Source organism: Candidatus Pantoea gossypiicola, from assembly GCF_008632075.1.
GTDB lineage: Bacteria > Pseudomonadota > Gammaproteobacteria > Enterobacterales > Enterobacteriaceae > Pantoea > Pantoea gossypiicola.
In genome coordinates this window covers 115,015-134,917 of sequence record NZ_VWVM01000007.1, presented here as the reverse complement: position 1 = coordinate 134,917, position 19,903 = coordinate 115,015, and the positions used below count along the sequence as shown (strand labels likewise).

General features: G+C 56.5%; 18 protein-coding genes. 10 read left to right on the top strand and 8 right to left on the bottom strand.

Going from position 1 to position 19,903, the window contains the following annotated elements; translation table 11 throughout:
• Positions 1 to 137 precede the first annotated feature (137 nt).
• Positions 138 to 2,051 carry a bifunctional 5-dehydro-2-deoxygluconokinase/5-dehydro-2-deoxyphosphogluconate aldolase gene (locus tag F3I20_RS11240; protein WP_150037556.1) on the bottom strand — a complete coding sequence of 638 codons (1,914 nt, stop codon included), beginning with the start codon at positions 2,049 to 2,051 and terminating at the stop codon, positions 138 to 140.
• Between the two features lie 544 nt (positions 2,052 to 2,595).
• On the opposite strand from F3I20_RS11240, the gene iolD reads away from it, so the two are divergent.
• The 3 genes from iolD to iolE all read left to right on the top strand — a co-directional run bounded on the left by iolD (position 2,596) and on the right by iolE (position 6,552).
• On the top strand, positions 2,596 to 4,536 hold the full coding sequence (gene iolD / locus F3I20_RS11235; protein ID WP_098052131.1) for a 3D-(3,5/4)-trihydroxycyclohexane-1,2-dione acylhydrolase (decyclizing): 1,941 nt from the start codon (positions 2,596 to 2,598) through the stop codon (positions 4,534 to 4,536).
• Between the two features lie 62 nt (positions 4,537 to 4,598).
• On the top strand, positions 4,599 to 5,609 hold the full coding sequence (gene iolG, locus F3I20_RS11230; RefSeq protein WP_150037555.1) for a bifunctional inositol 2-dehydrogenase/D-chiro-inositol 1-dehydrogenase: 1,011 nt from the start codon (positions 4,599 to 4,601) through the stop codon (positions 5,607 to 5,609).
• A gap of 46 nt (positions 5,610 to 5,655) precedes the next feature.
• Positions 5,656 to 6,552: a myo-inosose-2 dehydratase gene (iolE, locus tag F3I20_RS11225; protein ID WP_150011190.1), complete on the top strand. Its 897-nt coding sequence runs from the start codon at positions 5,656 to 5,658 to the stop codon at positions 6,550 to 6,552.
• Between the two features lie 307 nt (positions 6,553 to 6,859).
• Here the strand turns inward: iolE and F3I20_RS11220 are convergent, their stop codons facing one another.
• Together F3I20_RS11220 and F3I20_RS11215 are read right to left on the bottom strand one after the other, a co-directional pair.
• Entirely contained in the window at positions 6,860 to 7,414 is a 555-nt protein-coding gene (locus F3I20_RS11220) for a DcrB family lipoprotein (RefSeq protein ID WP_033734745.1), read from the bottom strand.
• Positions 7,415 to 7,676: 262 nt separating this feature from the next.
• Complete coding sequence (locus F3I20_RS11215; RefSeq protein ID WP_150037554.1) at positions 7,677 to 8,342, bottom strand: 7-cyano-7-deazaguanine/7-aminomethyl-7-deazaguanine transporter; 666 nt, start codon at positions 8,340 to 8,342, stop codon at positions 7,677 to 7,679.
• 204 nt (positions 8,343 to 8,546) lie between these two features.
• On the opposite strand from F3I20_RS11215, the gene tusA reads away from it, so the two are divergent.
• Entirely contained in the window at positions 8,547 to 8,798 is a 252-nt protein-coding gene (gene tusA / locus F3I20_RS11210; RefSeq protein ID WP_010253330.1) for a sulfurtransferase TusA, read from the top strand.
• 52 nt (positions 8,799 to 8,850) lie between these two features.
• Here the strand turns inward: tusA and F3I20_RS11205 are convergent, their stop codons facing one another.
• The gene (locus F3I20_RS11205; protein ID WP_150037553.1) at positions 8,851 to 11,127 is read right to left on the bottom strand and encodes a zinc/cadmium/mercury/lead-transporting ATPase; all 2,277 of its coding nucleotides are present in this window, start codon (positions 11,125 to 11,127) and stop codon (positions 8,851 to 8,853) included.
• 93 nt (positions 11,128 to 11,220) lie between these two features.
• Positions 11,221 to 11,850, bottom strand: coding sequence for a lysoplasmalogenase (locus F3I20_RS11200; RefSeq protein WP_150011184.1), 630 nt, complete (start codon positions 11,848 to 11,850; stop codon positions 11,221 to 11,223).
• Positions 11,851 to 11,986: 136 nt separating this feature from the next.
• Between F3I20_RS11200 and F3I20_RS11195 the strand changes: the two genes are divergently transcribed.
• Entirely contained in the window at positions 11,987 to 12,343 is a 357-nt protein-coding gene (locus F3I20_RS11195) for a DUF2500 domain-containing protein (protein WP_150011182.1), read from the top strand.
• 24 nt (positions 12,344 to 12,367) lie between these two features.
• Here the strand turns inward: F3I20_RS11195 and F3I20_RS11190 are convergent, their stop codons facing one another.
• Together F3I20_RS11190 and rsmD are read right to left on the bottom strand one after the other, a co-directional pair.
• Positions 12,368 to 12,640: a DUF1145 family protein gene (locus F3I20_RS11190; protein WP_003852192.1), complete on the bottom strand. Its 273-nt coding sequence runs from the start codon at positions 12,638 to 12,640 to the stop codon at positions 12,368 to 12,370.
• Positions 12,630 to 13,229: a 16S rRNA (guanine(966)-N(2))-methyltransferase gene (rsmD, locus tag F3I20_RS11185; protein ID WP_150011180.1), complete on the bottom strand. Its 600-nt coding sequence runs from the start codon at positions 13,227 to 13,229 to the stop codon at positions 12,630 to 12,632. Before rsmD ends, F3I20_RS11190 begins: the two co-directional genes overlap by 11 nt.
• A 231-nt stretch (positions 13,230 to 13,460) precedes the next feature.
• On the opposite strand from rsmD, the gene ftsY reads away from it, so the two are divergent.
• From ftsY to rpoH, 4 genes are all read left to right on the top strand, one after another.
• Positions 13,461 to 15,146 carry a signal recognition particle-docking protein FtsY gene (gene ftsY / locus F3I20_RS11180; protein ID WP_150037610.1) on the top strand — a complete coding sequence of 562 codons (1,686 nt, stop codon included), beginning with the start codon at positions 13,461 to 13,463 and terminating at the stop codon, positions 15,144 to 15,146.
• A gap of 5 nt (positions 15,147 to 15,151) precedes the next feature.
• On the top strand, positions 15,152 to 15,820 hold the full coding sequence (ftsE, locus tag F3I20_RS11175; RefSeq protein WP_128086063.1) for a cell division ATP-binding protein FtsE: 669 nt from the start codon (positions 15,152 to 15,154) through the stop codon (positions 15,818 to 15,820).
• A complete protein-coding gene (gene ftsX / locus F3I20_RS11170) occupies positions 15,810 to 16,799 on the top strand; it encodes a permease-like cell division protein FtsX (protein WP_150011178.1) in 990 nt (329 codons plus the stop codon). The genes ftsE and ftsX overlap by 11 nt, the downstream gene beginning before the upstream one ends.
• A gap of 240 nt (positions 16,800 to 17,039) precedes the next feature.
• Positions 17,040 to 17,897 carry an RNA polymerase sigma factor RpoH gene (rpoH, locus tag F3I20_RS11165; RefSeq protein ID WP_003852201.1) on the top strand — a complete coding sequence of 286 codons (858 nt, stop codon included), beginning with the start codon at positions 17,040 to 17,042 and terminating at the stop codon, positions 17,895 to 17,897.
• A 60-nt stretch (positions 17,898 to 17,957) separates the two neighbouring features.
• On the opposite strand, the gene panM is transcribed toward rpoH, so the two are convergent.
• Positions 17,958 to 18,353 carry an aspartate 1-decarboxylase autocleavage activator PanM gene (panM, locus tag F3I20_RS11160; protein WP_013359346.1) on the bottom strand — a complete coding sequence of 132 codons (396 nt, stop codon included), beginning with the start codon at positions 18,351 to 18,353 and terminating at the stop codon, positions 17,958 to 17,960.
• A gap of 395 nt (positions 18,354 to 18,748) precedes the next feature.
• Here panM and F3I20_RS11155 point away from each other — a divergent pair, with 395 nt between their 5' ends.
• Entirely contained in the window at positions 18,749 to 19,861 is a 1,113-nt protein-coding gene (locus F3I20_RS11155; RefSeq protein WP_150011174.1) for a branched-chain amino acid ABC transporter substrate-binding protein, read from the top strand.
• Positions 19,862 to 19,903 lie beyond the last annotated feature (42 nt).

Here is a 19,903-nt window from a genome sequence, read left to right as displayed (position 1 = left end):
GGCGGCGGGACGCTTTCCTCTTCTGACCGTGTTACCTGCGCGTTGAGCTTATTCGTTGCTGCAACATTCACCCTGATTTGAGTGAGTCAGCAGTCTGAGGCCATCGCGGTTGAGACAGCCTTTGGCAGAGCAGCAAATCACGCGCGGGCAGCGCGCCAGTACGCAATCAGCCGCAGATAGTTGCCTTTTACGGTCTCAATCAGCGCCTGATCGTCCAGTTCACCCTGCAACCACTGGCGCGAAGGCTGACCAAAGATGGTGCGACCCACCGCAAAACCTTTCACCCATGGCGCGTTGGCCGCCGCAGCGAAGCCCGCTTTAAGCTTCTCTTCGGGCGCATCCAGACCCAGCAACAGAATGCCGCGACAGTGAGGATCCTGCTCCTCAATCAGACGACTGATCGCCTGCCAGCTCTCTGCGGATAGCGGAGGCAGTTTCCACCAGTCCGGCTGAATACCCAGACTGTAGAAATGGCTCAATATATCAAGGTAATAGGCTTCATTCTTATCCGGATTGCTCTCGGGAAGAATCACTTCCAGCAGCAGCTCATGGCCACTTTTGTTACAGCCTTTCCAGACGTCGAGCACCAGATCATCCTGCTCTTTGCGCAGTTCAGCACTGTCATGCGGATGATAGAAGATCAGACATTTCACGACATGTTCGGCGGGCCAGTCGATTAGCTGCGAGCCGATATTGCCATGCTCCAGTCGCAGTGGACGTGAGCTGGGTAGCTCGATCGGGCGGCCAATCCACCACTTCTTACCCGTGATGGCATTCAGGGCTTTCTGACCATAGGTGGTATCCGCCAGAATGCCGCTTTTGTTCTCTAATCCCGCCTCACTGGCCGCCTGCTGAGCAGCTTCCAGCAGCAGCAGTTTAAGCTGTGGAATACGGCTCTCATCAACGCCCGCTTCCTGCGCCATATCGGCCAGTTGTTTGCGATGGTCAAAGGCGAACACGTTCAGCTCCGGCCACTGCTGCTTACGGGTGGTCACACGGTGCAGATGGTTCAGACGACTGTCGAGATCGGGACGTTTCACCTCTGTGTCGCGGCTCAGGAAATCATCCAGCTCCGCTTTGGTTGGCATGGCAGGGGCACAGCCGTGGCGCGACACGACCAGCGCGCCACAGGCATTGGCATAACGGCACGCCTGCTCCCAGCCTTCATCATTCAGCCAGCCGCGCAGCAGGCCAGACATGAAGGCATCGCCCGCGCCCAGCACGTTGAGCACGTCGACGCGTACGCCAGTGTGCAGCTGAGTCTGTTCCCAGCTATCCGGAATTTCACCTTCAAACACCACACAACCCAGCGGACCGCGTTTGCAGACCAGCGTCGCCTGGCTCGCCTGACGCACGTTCTTCAGCGCAGTCAGGGTATCGGTGCTGCCACCGGCAATATGAAACTCCTCTTCGGTGCCGACGATCAAATCGAAATAGTGCACCACTTCCTGTAACTGCTGCGTGACCTGAGAGGACTCAATGAAACGCGTTTCACCATCGCCCAGAGAGGTCAGTCCCCACAACACCGGGCGGTAATCAATATCCAGCGCCGTGCGCAGGCCATTGCGGCGGGCGATATCCAGCGCTTTCAGCACCGCTTCACGGGTCTGCGGATGGGATAAGTGCGTGCCGGTGACCGCTACCGCGCGGGCCGAAGTAATAAAGGCTTCGTCGATATCGTCCGGCACCAGGCCCATATCAGCACAGTTATCACGGTAGAAAATCAGCGGAAAAGTCTCTTCATCTTTAATCCCCAGGATCACCATGCCAGTCAGGCGTTTTGCATCGGTGATCAGGGCATCGGTGTTACAGCCTACGCGCTGTAATTCCTCACGCAGAAAGCGACCATTATGCTCATCCCCCACCCGCGCCAGCATCGCCGATTTCAGCCCCTGAATCGCGGTGCCATAAGCGACGTTGCCCGACGATCCGCCGAGATATTTAGCAAAAGAGGTGACATCTTCCAGCCGTGCTCCAATCTGCTGGCCATAAAAATCAACGGCGATGCGCCCGATACAAATCACATCAAGCGGCTTCTGTTGTGTACTCATACCTGTGGTTTCCTTCTGTGATTCGCAGAGCTGGCGGGCGAAAAGACCGATCCAGGCAGGCTCTGCTTCCGGGTCTGTGGGTATCTGACTGGCTATGAGGGGAGTATGAGGAATAAAAATTCCATATTCAATATGAAATGAAATATCCATCGCAATTTTGTGAACCAGGTAAAACTCCTGATTGCCACCCGCCTGCGTGGTCTCCACTGCCAGGATGTACGGTATGTCAGGGTTGTGAGGGGGATCGCAGGAATTCGTACACCAGTCAGGCAAGCTGCTGCGTTGAAATGAATTTTTTCATCCTGAATGACTCTCTGCTAAACGTTCCAGATTTCCCCGTCGTGATCGCCCGCCAGCCCTGTTGCCATCATTAAATTTGATCTCACTCGCAAAATGAAATGTTTCTTCTGTAATCGTATTTTATGAAAAATATATTTGTTTATAATCGCCTCACGTTTCAGTTATTCCGGCCGCTTTTCCGCCAATGACAACGCCTGGCGCGCTGTCGCGGAAGTCGGGGTCCACCAGCATGTAAGGAAGAAACATGGGCACAATCAGACTGACCACGGCACAGGCGCTGGTTAAATTTCTTGATAATCAATTCATCGATGTTGATGGCACTGAGACGAAGTTCGTCAAAGGCATCTTCGCGATTTTCGGCCATGGCAACGTGCTGGGGCTGGGCCAGGCGCTGGAACAGGATAGCGGCGATCTGGTGGTCTGGCAGGGGCGTAATGAGCAAGGCATGGCCCATGCTGCCACTGGCTTTGCCCGTCAGTCGCTGCGCCGTCAGATTATCGCCTGCAGTTCGTCTGTAGGACCGGGTGCGGCCAACATGATTACTGCCGCCGCCACTGCGACCGCTAACCGCATTCCTCTGCTGCTGCTGCCTGGCGACGTCTTCGCCACCCGTCAGCCCGACCCGGTGCTGCAACAGATTGAGCAGAGCTACGATCTCAGCATCAGCACCAACGACGCCTTCCGCGCCGTCAGCAAATACTGGGATCGCGTCAGCCGCCCTGAGCAGCTGATGTCCGCCTGTATTAATGCCATGCGCGTGCTGACCGATCCGGCCGAAACCGGCGCAGTCACGCTGTCGCTGCCGCAGGATGTGCAGGGCGAAGCCTGGGATTACCCTGACTACTTCTTCCAGAAACGCGTGCACCGTCTGGATCGCCGCCTGCCGGTCGCGGCGCAGCTGGCGGATGCTCTGACGCTGATTAACCGTAAGCGCAAGCCGATAATTATCTGTGGCGGCGGAGTGAAATACTCTGAAGCGGGCGAGGCGCTGCGCCAGTTTGCCGAGCGCTATCAGATCCCCTTTGCCGAGACGCAGGCGGGCAAGGGCACGCTGGTCTCTGACCATCCGCTGAATGTCGGCGGCGTAGGCGAAACCGGCTGTCTGGCCGCTAACCTGCTGGCGAAAGAGGCCGATTTAGTCATCGGCATCGGCACCCGCTACACCGACTTCACCACCGCATCCAAATGGATTTTCCAGCATCCCGATGTCAGCTTCCTGAACATCAACGTCAGCAACTTCGACAGTTACAAGCTTGATGGCGTGCAGCTGCTGGCCGATGCCCGTGAAGGGCTGACCGCGCTCACCGCTGCGCTGGCCTCACAGCACTACAGCAATGACTGGGGCAACCAGATTGAGCAGGCGCAGAGCCAGCTGCTGAAAGAGACGCAGCGCGTCTATCAGGTGGAATATCACGATGGCGACTTTGTGCCGGAGATTGCTGACCATCTCGACCGCGAAGCGGTGTTCGCTGAATTTAACCGCCTGACTCAGTCACTGCTGACGCAAAGCAGCGTGCTCGGCACCTTAAACGAGCAACTGCCGAAAGATGCGGTCGTGGTAGCCGCCGCAGGCAGCCTGCCGGGCGACCTGCAGCGCGTCTGGCGCACCAAAGATTACAACGCCTACCACGTCGAATATGGCTACTCCTGCATGGGCTATGAAGTCAATGCCGCGCTGGGGGCAAAACTGGCGCAGCCGCAACGCGAGGTCTATGCGCTGGTCGGCGACGGCTCCTTTATGATGCTGCACTCTGAACTGGTCACCTCGATTCAGGAAGGGGCGAAGATCAACGTCGTGCTGCTGGATAACATGACTAACGGCTGTATCAACAACCTGCAGATGGAACACGGTATGGACAGCTTCACCACCGAGTTCCGTTTCCGTAACGCGGAAAGCGGCAGGCTGGACGGTGGCTTTATCCCGGTCGACTTCGCGGCCATTGCTGCCGGTTATGGCTGCAAAACTTATCGCGTTACCAGCCTGGAACAGCTTAAAGCGGCGCTGGAAGATGCCCGCACCCAGACGGTTTCCACCCTTATCGACATCAAAGTGCTGCCAAAAACCATGATCCACAAATATTTCAGCTGGTGGCACGTCGGCGTGGCGCAGGCGTCGAAAACCGAACGCGCTCAGGCGGTGGCGGACAAGCTCAACAGCCATCTGGATCAGGCGCGCAAATACTGATTTCCGGGCCGTGCTGCGGCCCGTTTTCCTCTTCTCCGTACGAACCCTACACAGGTGTAATTATGACTTTGAAACTTGGCGTCATCGGTACAGGTGCAATTGGTCAGGAACATATTCGCCGCTGCAGTCATGTGCTGCAGGGGGCTCAGGTGGTTGCCGTCTCTGACATCAATGTCGACGGCGCGCGGGCTGCACTGCAACGCCTTAACATTGAGGCGGAGGTGTTTGAAAATGGTCACGATGTGATTCACTCTCCCAACGTCGATGCGGTGCTGGTCACCTCATGGGATCCGACCCACGAAGAGTTCACCTTAGCGGCGATTGCCGCCGGTAAACCGGTCTTTTGTGAGAAGCCGCTGGCGATGAGCGCCGAGGGCTGCCGCCGGGTGGTGGATGCAGAGATTCAGGCGGGTAAACGCCTGGTGCAGGTTGGCTTTATGCGTCCGTACGATGCGGGCTATCGCGCCCTGAAAAAAGTGATCACCGATGGCGATATCGGTGAGCCGCTGATGCTGCACTGCGCACACCGTAACCCGACCGTGCCAGAGAGCTACACCACGCCGATGGCGATCACGAATACCCTGATCCACGAGCTGGATGTGCTGCGCTGGCTGACCAGTGACGACTATAAAACGGTGCAGGTGATCTTCCCGCGCGTGACGTCGAAGACCCATGGTCAGCTGAAAGACCCGCAGATCGTCCTGTTCGAAACCCACAAAGGGGTTCGCATCGACGTCGAGATCTTCGTTAACTGCGCTTATGGCTATGACATTCAGTGTGAAGTGGTCGGTGAAGAGGGCATTGCCCGCCTGCCAGAGCCTTCTTCGGTGCAGCTGCGCAAGGATGCCCGCCTGTCGAATACCATTCTGGTGGACTGGAAAGATCGCTTTATCGAAGCGTATGACGTTGAGCTGCAGGCGTTTATCAACGACATCAAAGCGGGTCAGCTTACCGGTCCTTCTGCCTGGGATGGCTTTGCTGCCTCGGTGGCCGCCGATGCCTGCATCAAAGCACAGAGCAGTGGTGCGATTGAGCCGGTAGAGATGCCGCCGCGTCCTGCTTTCTATAACTGATCAGCCCTCTATGCGGCTTTGCCGCTCTCCGCCTGGGAATAAGAAGATGAACAAAGAGAACGTAAAACTGGCGATCGCGCCGATCGGCTGGACCAACGATGACATGCCGGATCTCGGCAGTGAGAACACCTTCCAGCAGACCGTCAGTGAGATGGCGCTGGCGGGCTTTACCGGCAGCGAAGTGGGCAGTAAATACCCGCGCGATCCGGCGATTCTGAAACCGATGCTTGACATTCGCGGCATCGAAATCTGCAACGCCTGGTTCAGCACCTTTTTCGCTAATGGCGACAAAGAGAAAACCATTGAACAGTTCATCGAGCACATGAACTTCCTGCATGCGATGGGCGCACGGGTGATTGGCTGTTCTGAGCAGAGTAAAAGTATTCAGGGCACCACGCTGGCGGTATTCGAAGAGAAAGCGATTTTCAGCGATGAAGAGTGGCGGTTAACCGCAGAGGGCTATAACGAACTGGCCCGCATCGCAGCAGAGAAGGGGATGCGCGTGACGCTGCACCACCACATGGGCACTGGTATTCAGACCACGGAAGAGATCGACCGGTTTATGGCGATGACCGACGAGCAGGTCGGTTTGCTCTATGACACCGGCCACGTCTACTACTCCGAAGGCTCCCAGCAGAAGATGCTGGCGGTACTGGAAAAATATCTGCCGCGCATCTTCCATGTACATCTTAAAGATGTGCGTGATGAGGTGGTCGCCGACGTACGCGAGAATCATCTCTCGTTCCTGGAAGGGGTGAAAAAGGGCACCTTTACCGTGCCGGGCGATGGTGTGATCGACTTTAAGCCGGTGTTTAAAATCCTGGACGATTACGGCTACAAAGGCTGGATGGTGGTGGAAGCGGAGCAGGATCCGGCACTGGCCAATCCGTTTGAGTATGCGGTGAAAGCGCGGAAATATATCCGGGAAAATGCAGGGTTATAACGTGCTCTGAACAAAGGCTGGCTTCCCGGTGGGATGCCAGCCTTGAGATTTTTGACAAAGTCCAGCTCGGTAGCGGTAAGACCGAGCCTGCGAAGGGAACACGGTCAGATCGGAAAGACGCAAAAACCGCCATCCATGGCATGCTCGGCCCGCGCCGTCCCTGCCGCGGGACGCTTTCCTCCTCTGACCGTGTTCCCTGCGCATTGAGCTTATTCATTGCTGCCAGACTCACCCTGATGTGGGTTTGTCAGCAGTCTGAGGCTGGCTTCCCGGTGGGATGCCAGCCTTGTGTTTTACTTCAGCTGTTTTACTTCAGCGTAATGCTTTTCACAATGCTGTCAGCATCGCTCTGCGCCTGCTGCTGATTATCGCCTGGCAGCGTAATTTGCAGCGTCACCAGCTTGCCATCCACTTTTGCCAGAACCACAGAAGACCATGAGGTCTGGTTGTTGGCAGAAATCACGGTATCCAGCTGCTGTGCGGGCTGATCCTTCAGCGTCACAGATTTGTTCGACACCACCTGCAGCTGCGGGTCGCGGTTACGCTGCTGCTGTTCCATGCGCTTCGACAGCACATCCAGCCCATCACTGGTCGGGTCACCGGCAATCACAATAATGGCGCGGGCACCGGTTTCATCCGCATAAACGTGCATGTTCGTGGTCTGCGAACCCAGTTTACCGCTTTTATCTGACATGCCTGGTGGCAGTGAGAAGCTCAGTTTGCCATCCATCAGCGTGACGGTCTGCGCCGACTGACTGGCGCTGACGCCATTGTCGTTCGCCGCTTCATCTTTCTTCTGGTCACAGGCCGCCAGGCCAAGTACCAGTAACCCCATTCCTACATATTTCACCAGGTTGCGCATCAGAATCCCTTTTTTAAGTTTCCAGTCAGGCATTAATACAACAGGAATCAGGTTGCAAACGCAACCTGATGATTGTCAGAAGATCTTAGCGGAAAATAGTGGAAACCGTATGGGCTATTAGAGCCTGGCCAATCAGACTATTTTATTTGTCATTCTGAACATGGGCAGTGCTCACAATCCTCACGTACTACGTGTACGCTCCGGTTGTTCCGCGCTGTCCGTGTCCAGACTGCCTGCAACAATAACGCCTGATAAACCAGGCTCAGCCGAAATTGACCTGGCGGGTGGTCTGGCGTTCAGCCAGACGTTTCAGCGCGGCATTGAGCAGTACGCCGTAGGCGGGCAGGAAGAAGACCATGCAGATCAGCACTTTGAAGCTGTAATCTACCAGGGCAATCTCGACCCAGTGCTGCGCCATAAACGCATCGGGACTTTTATAGAAGGCGATAAAGAAGAAGGCCAGCGTATCGCTGATATTCCCCAGGAACATGGCACAGCCGGGTGCTATCCACCACTGAGGCAGACGACGCAGACGGTTGAAGACATGAACGTCGAGGATCTGACCCAGCGCATAAGCCATAAAGCTGGCGCAGGCGATACGGGCAACAAACAGGTTCATCACTTCCAGTGCCTGCCAGCCCTGCCATTCCCCCTGATAGAACAGCGCCGAGACACCGTAAGAGATAAACAGCGCCGGGATCATCACGGCCAGAATAATGCGTCGGGCCAGCGGTGCGCCAAAAATACGCACGGTGAGATCGGTCGCCAGGAAGATAAACGGGAAGCTGAACGCACCCCAGGTGGTGTGGAAGCCAAAGATGGAGATTGGCAACTGGACCAGGTAGTTACTGGAGGTGATCACCAGCAGGTGAAACAGCGATAACCAGAAAAGCGCATGCATGCGCTGCCGTGAAGAAAATGCGAGCATATTCAACCTTTTTAATGTTGGGGTGAGGGAACCCATTGCGGGACGCCGTTCGGGCAGCGCCTGGCAGTTTTATGAGCAAAAAGCGGCGGCATATTACCGCGTTGTGCTTTTTATGCAATGGTTAATTTTACCGCAATCGTTATCGCCTTGCTTCACCGCCAGCACGCGCTAGAATGAGCGCCCCTTACCTGAACCGAGTTGATTATGAGCGATGCCTTTTCCTCTGCCGACCATCAGCTGGACGCCCGTGGCCTGCGTTGCCCGGAACCGGTGATGATGGTGCGCAAAACCGTACGCAGCCTGCAGGATGGCGAGACGTTACTGATCATCGCCGATGATCCGGCAACGACCCGCGATATTCCCGGCTTCTGCCGCTTTATGGAGCATGGCCTGCTGGCGCAGCAGACCGACACGCTGCCCTATCAGTTTCTGATCCGCAAAGGTATGGCCGGTTAACAGCCGCCGTTCCGGCCGCCGTTAACCGCACTCTTCAGACAGAGCCTCTGACTCAGGCGCGACGACGCAGTAACCGCAGCGCGTTGGCGGTGACCAGCGCGGTCGCACCGGAATCTGCCAGCACCGCCAGCCAGAGTCCGGTCAGACCCAGCAGGGTGGTGACCAGGAAAATCGCCTTCAGCCCCAGCGCAATGCCGATATTCTGGCGGATGATGCGCCGCGTACGACGCGCCAGCGCAATCATTGGTGCCAGATTGCTGAGCTGATTACGCGTCAGGGCTGCATCGGCCGCTTCCAGCGCGACATCGGTGCCGCTACCCATCGCAATGCCCAGCGTCGCCGCTTTCATCGCCGGCGCGTCGTTAATACCATCTCCGACCATCGCCAGCGGCTGCTGCTGACTCAGTTCACGAATCGCCGCGACTTTATCGGCAGGAAGCAGACTGGCGCGATAATCAATATCCAGCTGGCGGGCAATCGTTGCTGCGGCGCGCGGGTTATCGCCGGTCAGCATCAGGCTCTCAATACCCAGCTTTTTCAGCGCCCTTAACGCCTCCACGGCATCGTCACGCAGCTGATCGCGCAGGGCCAGCGCACCGAGCGCCTCACCATCGCGCATTAATACCACCAGCGTTTCACCTTCAGCTTCCTGCTGCGCAATCTGCGCGCTTTGTTCCGGCGTCAGACCGGGCGTATGGCCTGGCGTCAGTAGCTGAATCTGCTGGCCTGAGACCTGCGCACAGATGCCGCGTCCCGCCTGCACCTGCTGATCCTGCGCGTCAGGAATCACCAGGTTACGTGCCTGCGCGGCCGACACAATAGCGCTGGCCAGCGGATGGGTCGCACCCTGTTCCGCAGCGGCGCTTAACACCAGCATCTCTGACTCGCTGGCTGGGCCAAACCGCAGGATCTGCGTCAGCTGCGGCTTACCCAGCGTCAGCGTGCCGGTTTTATCAAAGGCCATCCTGCGCAGCGAACTCAGGCGTTCCAGCGCCGCACCACCTTTAATCAGCGCCCCCTGACGCGCTGCCGCAGCCAGCCCGGAGGTAATCGCGGCTGGCACAGAGATCACCAGTGCGCAGGGGCAGCCAATCAGCAGCAGGGTCAGTCCTTTATAGATCCACGGCTGCCAGTCGCCTGCGAAGAGCAGGGGTGGCACGACCATCACCAGCAGCGACAGCAGCATCACCAGCGGCGTGTAGATGCGGCTGAACTGGTCGATAAAGCGTTCAACCGGCGCACGGTGCGTTTCCGCTTCCTCAATCAGCTGCAGGATACGGTCAATCGCGCTTTCCCCCGGTTTCGATACCACCTCCAGCGTTACCAGCCGGTCAACGCTGGTGGCACCGGCCATGATTTCTTCACCGCTGGCGCGGGTGACCGGCAGTGACTCACCGGTCAGTGCACTCTCATCGAAACTGGCGAGCGGGCTGATTAAACGGCCATCGACTGGCAAACGGCTGCCCGCCGCGACTTCAATCACATCACCCGGTTGCAGCGCCGCCAGTGGCACCTCACTGCGTTTGCCCTGTTCCAGGCGAATCGCCGATTCAGGCCGCAACGCCATCAGGCTGGTGACGCCGCTGCGTGCCCTGGAGGCAGCATAGCTTTCCAGCTGTTCACCCAGTTGAAACAGCACCAGCACCATGGCGGCTTCAGCATGTGCGCCAATGATTAGCGCGCCTGCCGACGCCAGCGTCATTAATGTCTCAATGGTAAAAGGCGATCCGCTGCGCAGACGCTGCCAGGCACCGCGCGCGACCGGGACCAGGCCGACCAGGGTGGTCAGTACAAACAGCCGATCGCCCCAGGCGGGTGCGAAGTGGCTGAGTACGCTGCTGGCGAGCACCAGCAGCGCCAGTAACATCAGTATCCGGTTCTGCTGCCCGCGCGAGCTTGCGGACGGCGTCTCCGAGGGTGTAACAAGCTGGAAACCGGCTTTTTTTACCGCCTGTTCAACGGCGCTTTGTACATCGTTATCAGCGTTAACCACCAGCTTCTCGCTGCTGAACAGCACACGTGCGTCGGTTATGCCGCTTATCTGGCGTACGGCGGTTTCAATGGTGCGGGCGCAGCCCGGACAATCCATGCCGCTGACCTGCCAGCTAAAGTGACAGGAACCTCGCCGGTCGCTTTCCTCAGCAGTGTTGGCCTCATTGCCAGGGCTGCTGTTGCCGTCACAGCAGCAGCCTGCCGTATCCGCCGTCACGGGCGTAGCAGCATGAATAGAAAGAGAGAGTGGACGGGCCTGACGAACCTGGCACAGCGGTTTTGCTGCGGCGTGGCTGGCACGCGGTTTGCCGCAGCCACAGGCGTGATGTTGATGCATATGACCTCCGGAGTGTAAGAGTCGCGGGATGAGCAACGCTGCCCATCCCTTATCCTACACTCTGGAGTGAACTCCAGAGTCAAGACTAATTTCTCAGACGACCCACAGTGAACGCACGATCATAAAGTGACCGGCAAAGTAGCAGGCGGCCACAATCGCGCTGTCAGCACTGAAGCGACGACGATAGTGCGAGATAAACCAGACCGCGTTGGCCAGCAGCAGCAGACCGGCACCGACCATGATAGAGAAGCTGTAATCGGTCGGGCGGAAGAAGTACTGCTCGGTCGCTATCCAGGTCATCACTACCGTCATGCCAATAAAGGTGCAGACAGGCCAGCGCAGATCCTCCAGTCGGCTCCAGATGATGCCAACCAGGGCGGCACCGATGATGAGCAGCGTCAGCGGAATCGGCCAGAAGAAGGTCATGGTCATACTGGCGGCGAAGCAGAGCGTATAGAGCAGGTGCGACAGGAAGAACGCCCCGACGGCATAGAGCATCTGCTGACGTGGCAGCAGCGTTAACGCATCACCGACCAGCGTCGCAACCAGACCGGCCAGAATCAGATAGTCCGTGGTTTGCAGCACCGGAGCCTGCCAGGCGAGTCCGACCAGCAGCAGCAGCGTGACGGGCTTAAACAGCCAGCGTTGCCACTGAGGGCCGCGATAGGTGGCATCGACATAGAGCCAGCCGGAGAAAAGTACAGCGAGGAAAGACCAGAGCATTGTTTCTCCCTTTTTTATTCAAATGGTAAAAGATCCCAAAATATCACTTCCAGTTTAGGTTAAGCCTCTGAGATGTGACAATCAGGCAACTCTGGTTGTATGCTTTGCCGCCTGATTTAACAGGCATGAGAGCGCTATGAGCAAACCACCGTTAATCTTTATCATCGTTCTGGCGATTATTGCCGTGCTGGCGAGTCGTCAGTTCATTAAGCAACGGCGTGAGGCTGCGGTGAATGACGCTTCCCCCACGCGTGCTCTGCAGGCTGAGGTCAAAACCAAACGTGAGTTTCCTTCACCCAATCGTCGATCACGGCAGCGTGAAGTCATCGCCGGGGAAGAGATGCGGTATGAGGTGTTGTTTCATCCGCTGAACGGTGACAGCGACATTAAAGTGCAGCTTAAAGAGGGGGAGTATCATCAGCTGGATAAAGGCGCGAGAGGGGAGCTGAAGATGCAGGGCACGCGCTTTATCAGCTTCACGCCCATGCAGTAAGGCGGGCGTTGCGCCCGCCCGACACTACTTTTTGCGTGGGAAGTTTTTCTTCTGCCAGGCAACCAGTTCAAACACGCCAAACAGAAACACTTTCGCCTGAGTCACGCGGTCAATAGGCGGTGCATCTTTGGTCTGCGTCGTGCGCAGTAATACCAGTTGCAGACCATGCATCAGGATCATGAAGATCAGTGCAACGTTGATAAAATAAGTCAGTGGCTTCGGGTAGGGATGGACCAGATTAGCCAGTAAAAATCCCCACACGCATAGCATCAACAGACGCCCTAAATTAAGTAACATCCTGCGTCTCCTGTTGACGTTGATACAAACGATAAGCCACTTGTCCGGCTATTTTCTCGCGATAAAGATCCCACTCAGGCGGCACCGGTGGTGCGCCATTTTCCACTTCACTTTCGACGTAAATCAGCGCCTGATCGGCCAGCCAGTTATTCTGCTCCAGCAGCTGTAGCGTCTGCTCCAGCAATCCCTGACGAAACGGGGGATCAATAAACACCACATCAAAGGGTGTACCCGCCTGTGCCAGCCAGTTTAGCGTATTGGTCTGAACCACGGTGCCATTCGTGGCGCGCAGCGTCTGCAGATTTTTTGTTAACTGCTGTGCCACCGGACGTTCCAGTTCCAGTAGCGTCGCCGATCCCGCGTAACGCGACAGCGCTTCCAGTCCTAATGCGCCGCTACCGGCAAAGCAATCAAGGCAGCGCGCCTCTGGCAGCACCGGGGCCAGCCAGTTAAACAGCGTCTCACGTACCCGATCGGTGGTGGGGCGCAGTCCGGCGCTGTCTGGCACCGGCAATTTGCGTCCGCGCCACTGACCGCCAATGATTCGAATCTGCCCGGCACCGCCTGTACTGCGGGGGTTTTTATTCATCTTGCTCACAACTCGTCATAATTTGTTGCGTAGTTTAACGGGCGAATCGGTGAGAAGAAACGTTAAAAAAGGGTGCTGTGGTGAGCTGGCTGGAAAGTGTTAGACTACTGAGTTGCTGAAGTCATGCATTATTCTGCGGTTTACGCCGGTCTGGCGCTGACCAATTTCATTGATTTACCCCTGGAAACCACGCGCGACCGGGACAAAGCCATCGAGGAGTGTCGTCACACAATGGCAAAAGAGAAAAAACGTGGCTTTTTTTCCTGGCTGGGATTTGGCAAAGAGGAAGAGAAACAACCTGCAGCGGAGGAGCAGTCATCCGAGGTCGCTGAACCCGCACAGCAGCAGACAGAACAGGAAGCCCCGGCATTAAGCCAGGCTGAAGCACAAGCGGAAGAGACTGTCGTCATCACCGAAACGGTGGCCGGACAGCAGCGTGAGGCGGAAGTCACTGCGGCAGCGCCGCATGAGTCAGCACCTGCGGTGCTGGATGAGGCTGAGCCGATTGAGGCCGACCCTGAAGCGTTACTGGAGGTTGCCGCACCTGAACATGACGCGACGCCGGTCATTGACGCCGACGATGTGGTCACGCCGATCGCTGACGCGGAACCCGCAGACGCGCCGTTAAGTGAAGAGGAACTGACGGCACTGGCGCTCGGTGACGCAGAGATCGTTGACATTCCGCACAGCGAAACCGATGCACCGTTAAGCGAAGAGGAGCTGACGGCGCTGGCGCTAGGCGATGCAGAGATCGTCGAAACCCCGCACAGCGAAGCATCGTCAAGCAGCGAAGTGCTTACGCCACAGGTACGGGATGACGCAGCGATCGCTGAAACGCAGGATAGCGAAGCAGACGCGCCGCTGACTGAGGAAGAGCTGACCGCACTGGCACTGGATGACGCTGAAGCAGAACAGGCAGACACAGTATCCGACACCGTCAGCGATCTGCCGCTGGCCGCCGCGCCGCTCATCGTGCAGGAGCAGGAGCGTCCCGGCAAAGAGGGTTTCTTTGCCCGCCTGAAGCGCAGCCTGGTCAAAACCCGTCAGAACCTCGGTTCCGGTTTTGTCAGCCTGTTCCGTGGCAAAAAGATTGATGATGACCTGTTTGACGAGCTGGAAGAGCAGTTGCTGATTGCTGATGTGGGCGTGGATACCACGCGCCGCATCATCACCAACCTCACCCAGCAGGCAAACCGCAAGCAGTTGCGTGACGCGGAAGCGCTCTATGGCCTGCTGAAAGCAGAGATGGCCTCGATTCTGGCGAAAGTGGATGCACCACTGGATGTCTCAGGCAAAACGCCGTTTGTCATCCTGATGGTGGGCGTCAATGGCGTGGGTAAAACCACCACCATCGGTAAGCTGGCACGCCAGTATCAGGCCGAGGGCAAGTCCGTGATGTTAGCGGCCGGTGATACCTTCCGCGCCGCGGCGGTTGAGCAGCTGCAGGTGTGGGGCCAGCGTAATAATATTCCGGTGATTGCGCAGCACACCGGCGCAGATTCCGCTTCGGTGATCTTCGATGCCATTCAGGCCGCGAAGTCGCGTGGCGTTGACGTGCTGATTGCGGATACTGCTGGTCGTCTGCAGAACAAATCGCACCTGATGGAAGAGCTGAAAAAAATCACCCGCGTGATGAAAAAGCTGGACGATTCCGCGCCTCACGAAGTGATGCTGACGCTGGATGCCAGCACCGGACAGAATGCGGTCAGCCAGGCCCGACTGTTTAATGAAGCCGTCGGCCTGACCGGTATTGCGCTCACCAAGCTGGATGGCACCGCCAAAGGCGGCGTGATCTTCTCGGTGGCCGACCAGTTCGGTATTCCGATTCGCTACATCGGCGTTGGTGAAGGCATTGAAGATTTACGGCCGTTTAAGGCGGAAGATTTTATTGAGGCACTGTTTGCCCGAGAGGACTAATTAGGATGATTCGCTTTGAAGAGGTCAGTAAGGCATATCTCGGCGGACGTCAGGCGCTGCAGGGGGTAGATTTTCATCTGCGTCCCGGCGAAATGGCGTTTCTGACCGGCCACTCCGGTGCCGGTAAAAGTACCTTGCTGAAGCTGATTTGTGGCATTGAGCGCCCAAGTGCCGGAAAAATCTGGTTCAGCGGTCATGACATTTCCCGGCTGCGTAACAGTGAGGTGCCTTTCCTGCGTCGTCAGATTGGCATGATCTTCCAGGATCACCACCTGCTGATGGATCGGTCAGTTTATGACAATGTGGCGATCCCGCTGATTATTTCCGGTGCCAGCGGCGAGGATATCCGTCGTCGCGTCTCGGCGGCGCTGGATAAAGTGGGCCTGCTCGACAAAGCAAAAAGTTTTCCGATTCAGCTTTCGGGCGGTGAACAGCAGCGTGTGGGCATCGCCCGTGCGGTGGTGAACAAGCCGGCCGTGCTGCTGGCCGATGAACCGACCGGTAACCTTGACGACGCGCTGTCAGAAGACATTCTGCGCCTGTTCGAAGAGTTCAACCGCGTCGGCGTCACCGTCCTGATGGCAACGCATGACAGCGGCCTGATCGCCCGACGCAACTATCGGATGATGACGCTGAATCAGGGTCGTCTGCACGGAGGCCACGATGGTCAATAAACGTATTAAACGTCCGGCTGCACCGAAAGCGAAGCAGCCGTCGAAGTCAAAAAGTAAAGCGCTGAAAGGCGGCTGGCAGGAGCAGTGGCGCTATGCGCTGCGCGGAACGCTTTCTGATATGTGGCGTCAGCCGCTGGCGACGCTGCTGACGGTGATGGTCATCGCCATTTCCCTGACGTTGCCCAGCGTCTGCTACATGGTGTGGAAAAACGTCAGCCAGGCGGCCACGCAGTGGTATCCGGCACCGCAGTTGACCGTTTATCTCTCTAAAACGCTGGATGACACGGCGGCAGAAAACGTGGTGGCACAGCTCAGGCAGGTTGAAGGCGTGGATAACGTCAACTACCTGACGCGGGAAGAGGCGCTGAACGAATTCCGTAACTGGTCAGGCTTTGGTGGCGCAATGGATATGCTGGAGCAGAATCCGCTGCCTGCGGTGGCCATCATCACGCCTAAGCTCAACTTCCAGAACTCAGACACCATGCAGAGCCTGCGCGATCGGGTGAGCAAAGTGCAGGGCGTGGATGAAGTGCGAATGGATGACAGCTGGTTTGCGCGGCTGGCGGCCCTGACCGGGCTGGTGGGGCAGATTGCCTCAATGATTGGCGTGCTGATGATTGTGGCGGTGTTCCTGGTGATCGGTAACAGCGTCCGCCTCAGCATCTTTGCCCGACGCGACACCATTAATGTGCAGAAGCTGATTGGTGCCACCGATGGCTTTATCCTGCGTCCGTTCCTCTACGGCGGGGCGCTGCTGGGCTTCAGTGGGGCGGTGCTGTCGCTGCTGCTGTCGGAAGTGCTGGTGCTGCGTCTGCAGTCGGTCGTTGCCAGTGTGGCAACGGTATTCGGTACCACCTTCTCGCTGGAAGGCTTCTCCTGGGATGAAGCATTACTGCTGCTGATGATTGCGGCCATCATCGGTTGGGTGGCTGCCTGGCTGGCGACGGTACAACATTTACGTCGATTTACGCCGCAGTAAACGCCTGCAACATTTTTTTGTTATAATGGTCCTCTGCTACCGATGGTGGGTGCAGAGGATTTTCCCCCTCTTCCCTTCCTGTCATCTGTGTGTAAAATATTCACTGCTATAATTGAACTTGTGGATAACTTTATCACTCTAAGTAGCACAGATTGCTTTCGGATCTCGCGCGACGTTGACGTAATGTATCGTCTGCGCAGGGAAATGTGCGGCAATTCCACTGAATTTGTGAGGGTTTGAATGACCAAAGAAATGCAAACTTTAGCTATTGCTCCTCTTGGCAACCTGGAGTCTTACGTCCGGGCTGCGAATACCTGGCCGATGCTCTCGGCTGAAGAGGAAAAAGCGTTGGCTGAACGGCTGCATTACCAGGGCGATCTGGAAGCAGCAAAGACGCTGATCCTGTCACACCTACGCTTTGTAGTTCATATCGCTCGTAATTACTCCGGCTACGGTCTGCCACAGGCTGACCTGGTCCAGGAAGGTAACATCGGCCTGATGAAAGCGGTACGTCGCTTCAACCCTGAAGTGGGCGTGCGTCTGGTTTCATTCGCCGTGCACTGGATTAAAGCGGAGATTCACGAATACGTGTTGCGTAACTGGCGTATCGTGAAAGTCGCGACCACCAAAGCACAGCGTAAGCTGTTCTTTAACCTGCGTAAAACCAAGCAGCGTCTGGGCTGGTTCAATCAGGACGAAGTCGAGATGGTTGCGCGCGAGCTGGGCGTAAGCAGCAAAGACGTACGCGAAATGGAATCGCGTATGGCCGCGCAGGATATGACCTTTGATATGTCTGCCGACGACGAGAGCAGCGAAGGCCGTTCTATGGCACCGGTGCTGTATCTGCAGGATAAAACCTCTGACTTTGCCGATGGCATCGAAGAGGACAACTGGGATGCGCACGCGGCTGACAAGCTGAGCTATGCGATGGAAGGTCTGGATGAGCGCAGCCAGCACATCATTCGCGCCCGCTGGCTGGACGAAGACAATAAAACCACGCTGCAGGAGCTGGCCGATCAATACGGCGTATCCGCCGAACGTGTCCGACAGCTGGAAAAGAACGCCATGAAGAAACTGCGTATGGCGATTGAAGCGTAATGCACTTCAACACCTTAAGGGGCGACAGATGATGTCGCCCTTTTTGTTTTCTGCGTCTGGCTAATCTGCCGCCCGTATCCAGCCGTCACTCTGCGCCCTGAAGCCACATGCCTGCATAAATGCCGCGCGTACCTGCTGATCGTCACTGCCATCATCGGCAATCCACCAGTCCGCGATTGAACCATTTTGTCTGATCGTTTCTTCCAGCAAATATTGTCCTACCCCGCGTCGCCGGGTGACATCACGCACCGCCAGCCGGTGAACCTTGCCGTGGATGCCGGAGATTTCCAGCTGCAAACCCGCCAGCAGACGGTCGTTAAAACGCGCCGCGTAAAGACGGTGAGACTCACTTAAACCCTGTTCCAGTTTTTCCATCTCCAGATCCGGCCAGACTTTGCCAAGATCAATGCGGTCCTGCGGCGTCAGCGCGGTCAGGCGCTGGATAGTGAGCTTCATAACAAAAACCTCTAAAAAAGGGGAAAGTGTAGCGAAAGTATACAACCAGAGTGCCACCACATTTTCAGCAATAAAACAGGTCAAAAGATGGCCCGGGTGCCAGGATAATAGGAGTAAACCGGGATGGCGGGCGATCAATCCAGCATAACACGCTGGCAAAGTGGTCATAAACCGGCCGTTGCATCCAGTGTATTATGCTGTTTAACCCGGTCAATTCTGAATGTGTCAGTTGATTTACAGAAGAAACTTCCTGTTTAATAACCTGAAAAATAAAGCCTTATTACTAATAAATGTCAGAAAAGTACGCTAACTCATTCATCATTAATCAGTTTTCGACTTTATCTGGCAACGCAAGCACTCACAACATACACGACAAAACAAATGGGGTAGTCAGGATGAAAATGAAAGGTCGCGCATTACTGGCGGGATGTGTAGCACTGGCGATGAGCCATGCGGCGCTGGCTGAAGATATCAAAGTGGCCATTGTCGGCGCAATGTCAGGTCCGGTAGCGCAGTACGGCGACATGCAGTTTGCCGGCGCAACGCAGGCGATTGAAGATATCAATGCCAAAGGTGGTGTTAACGGCAACAAGCTGGTGGCGGTGAAATATGACGACGCCTGTGACCCGAAACAGGCGGTTGCGGTCGCGAACAAGGTGATTAACGACGGCATTCATTACGTCATCGGCCACCTTTGTTCTTCTTCCACCCAGCCTGCGTCTGACATCTATGAAGATGAAGGCGTGCTGATGATCACCCCGGCCGCGACCGCACCTGACCTGACTTCCCGTGGCTATAAACTGATTATGCGTACCACTGGTCTCGACTCCGATCAGGGACCGACTGCCGCGAAATATGTAATGAGCGAGCTGAAACCGCAGCGTATCGCCGTGGTGCATGACAAACAGCAGTATGGCGAAGGTCTGGCGCGTTCCGTGCAGGAGAGCCTGAAAAAGCAGGGCGCGAACATCGTCATGTTTGAAGGGATCACCGCAGGTGACAAAGATTTCTCTACCCTGGTGGCGCGCTTTAAGAAAGAGAACGTCGATTTCGTCTATTTCGGCGGCTACTACCCGGAAATGGGCCAGATCGTGCGTCAGGCACGTGCTGCTGGCCTGAAAACCCAGTTTATGGGACCAGAAGGTGTGGGTAACGCCTCACTGTCGAACATCGCCGGTGCGGCTTCTGAAGGCATGCTGGTGACCCTGCCGAAACGCTACGACCAGGTTGAAACCAACAAACCGATCGTTGACGCGCTGAAAGCGAAGAAACTGGATCCAACCGGCCCGTTCGTCTGGACCACCTATGCAGCTCTGCAATCGCTGGCAACCGGTATGGAGCGCAGCAAGAGCGCGGAGCCGGACGCTATCGTGAAAAACCTCAAGGAAGGCGCAGCGGTGCCAACCGTGATGGGCAACCTGAACTGGGATGAGAAGGGCGATCTCAAGGGCTTTGAATTCGGCGTCTTCAAATGGCATGCCGATGGCACCTCGACCGCTGTGAAGTAAACCAGGCTGTTTTGTGGTGAGCGGGAAGCCGGATAACCGGTT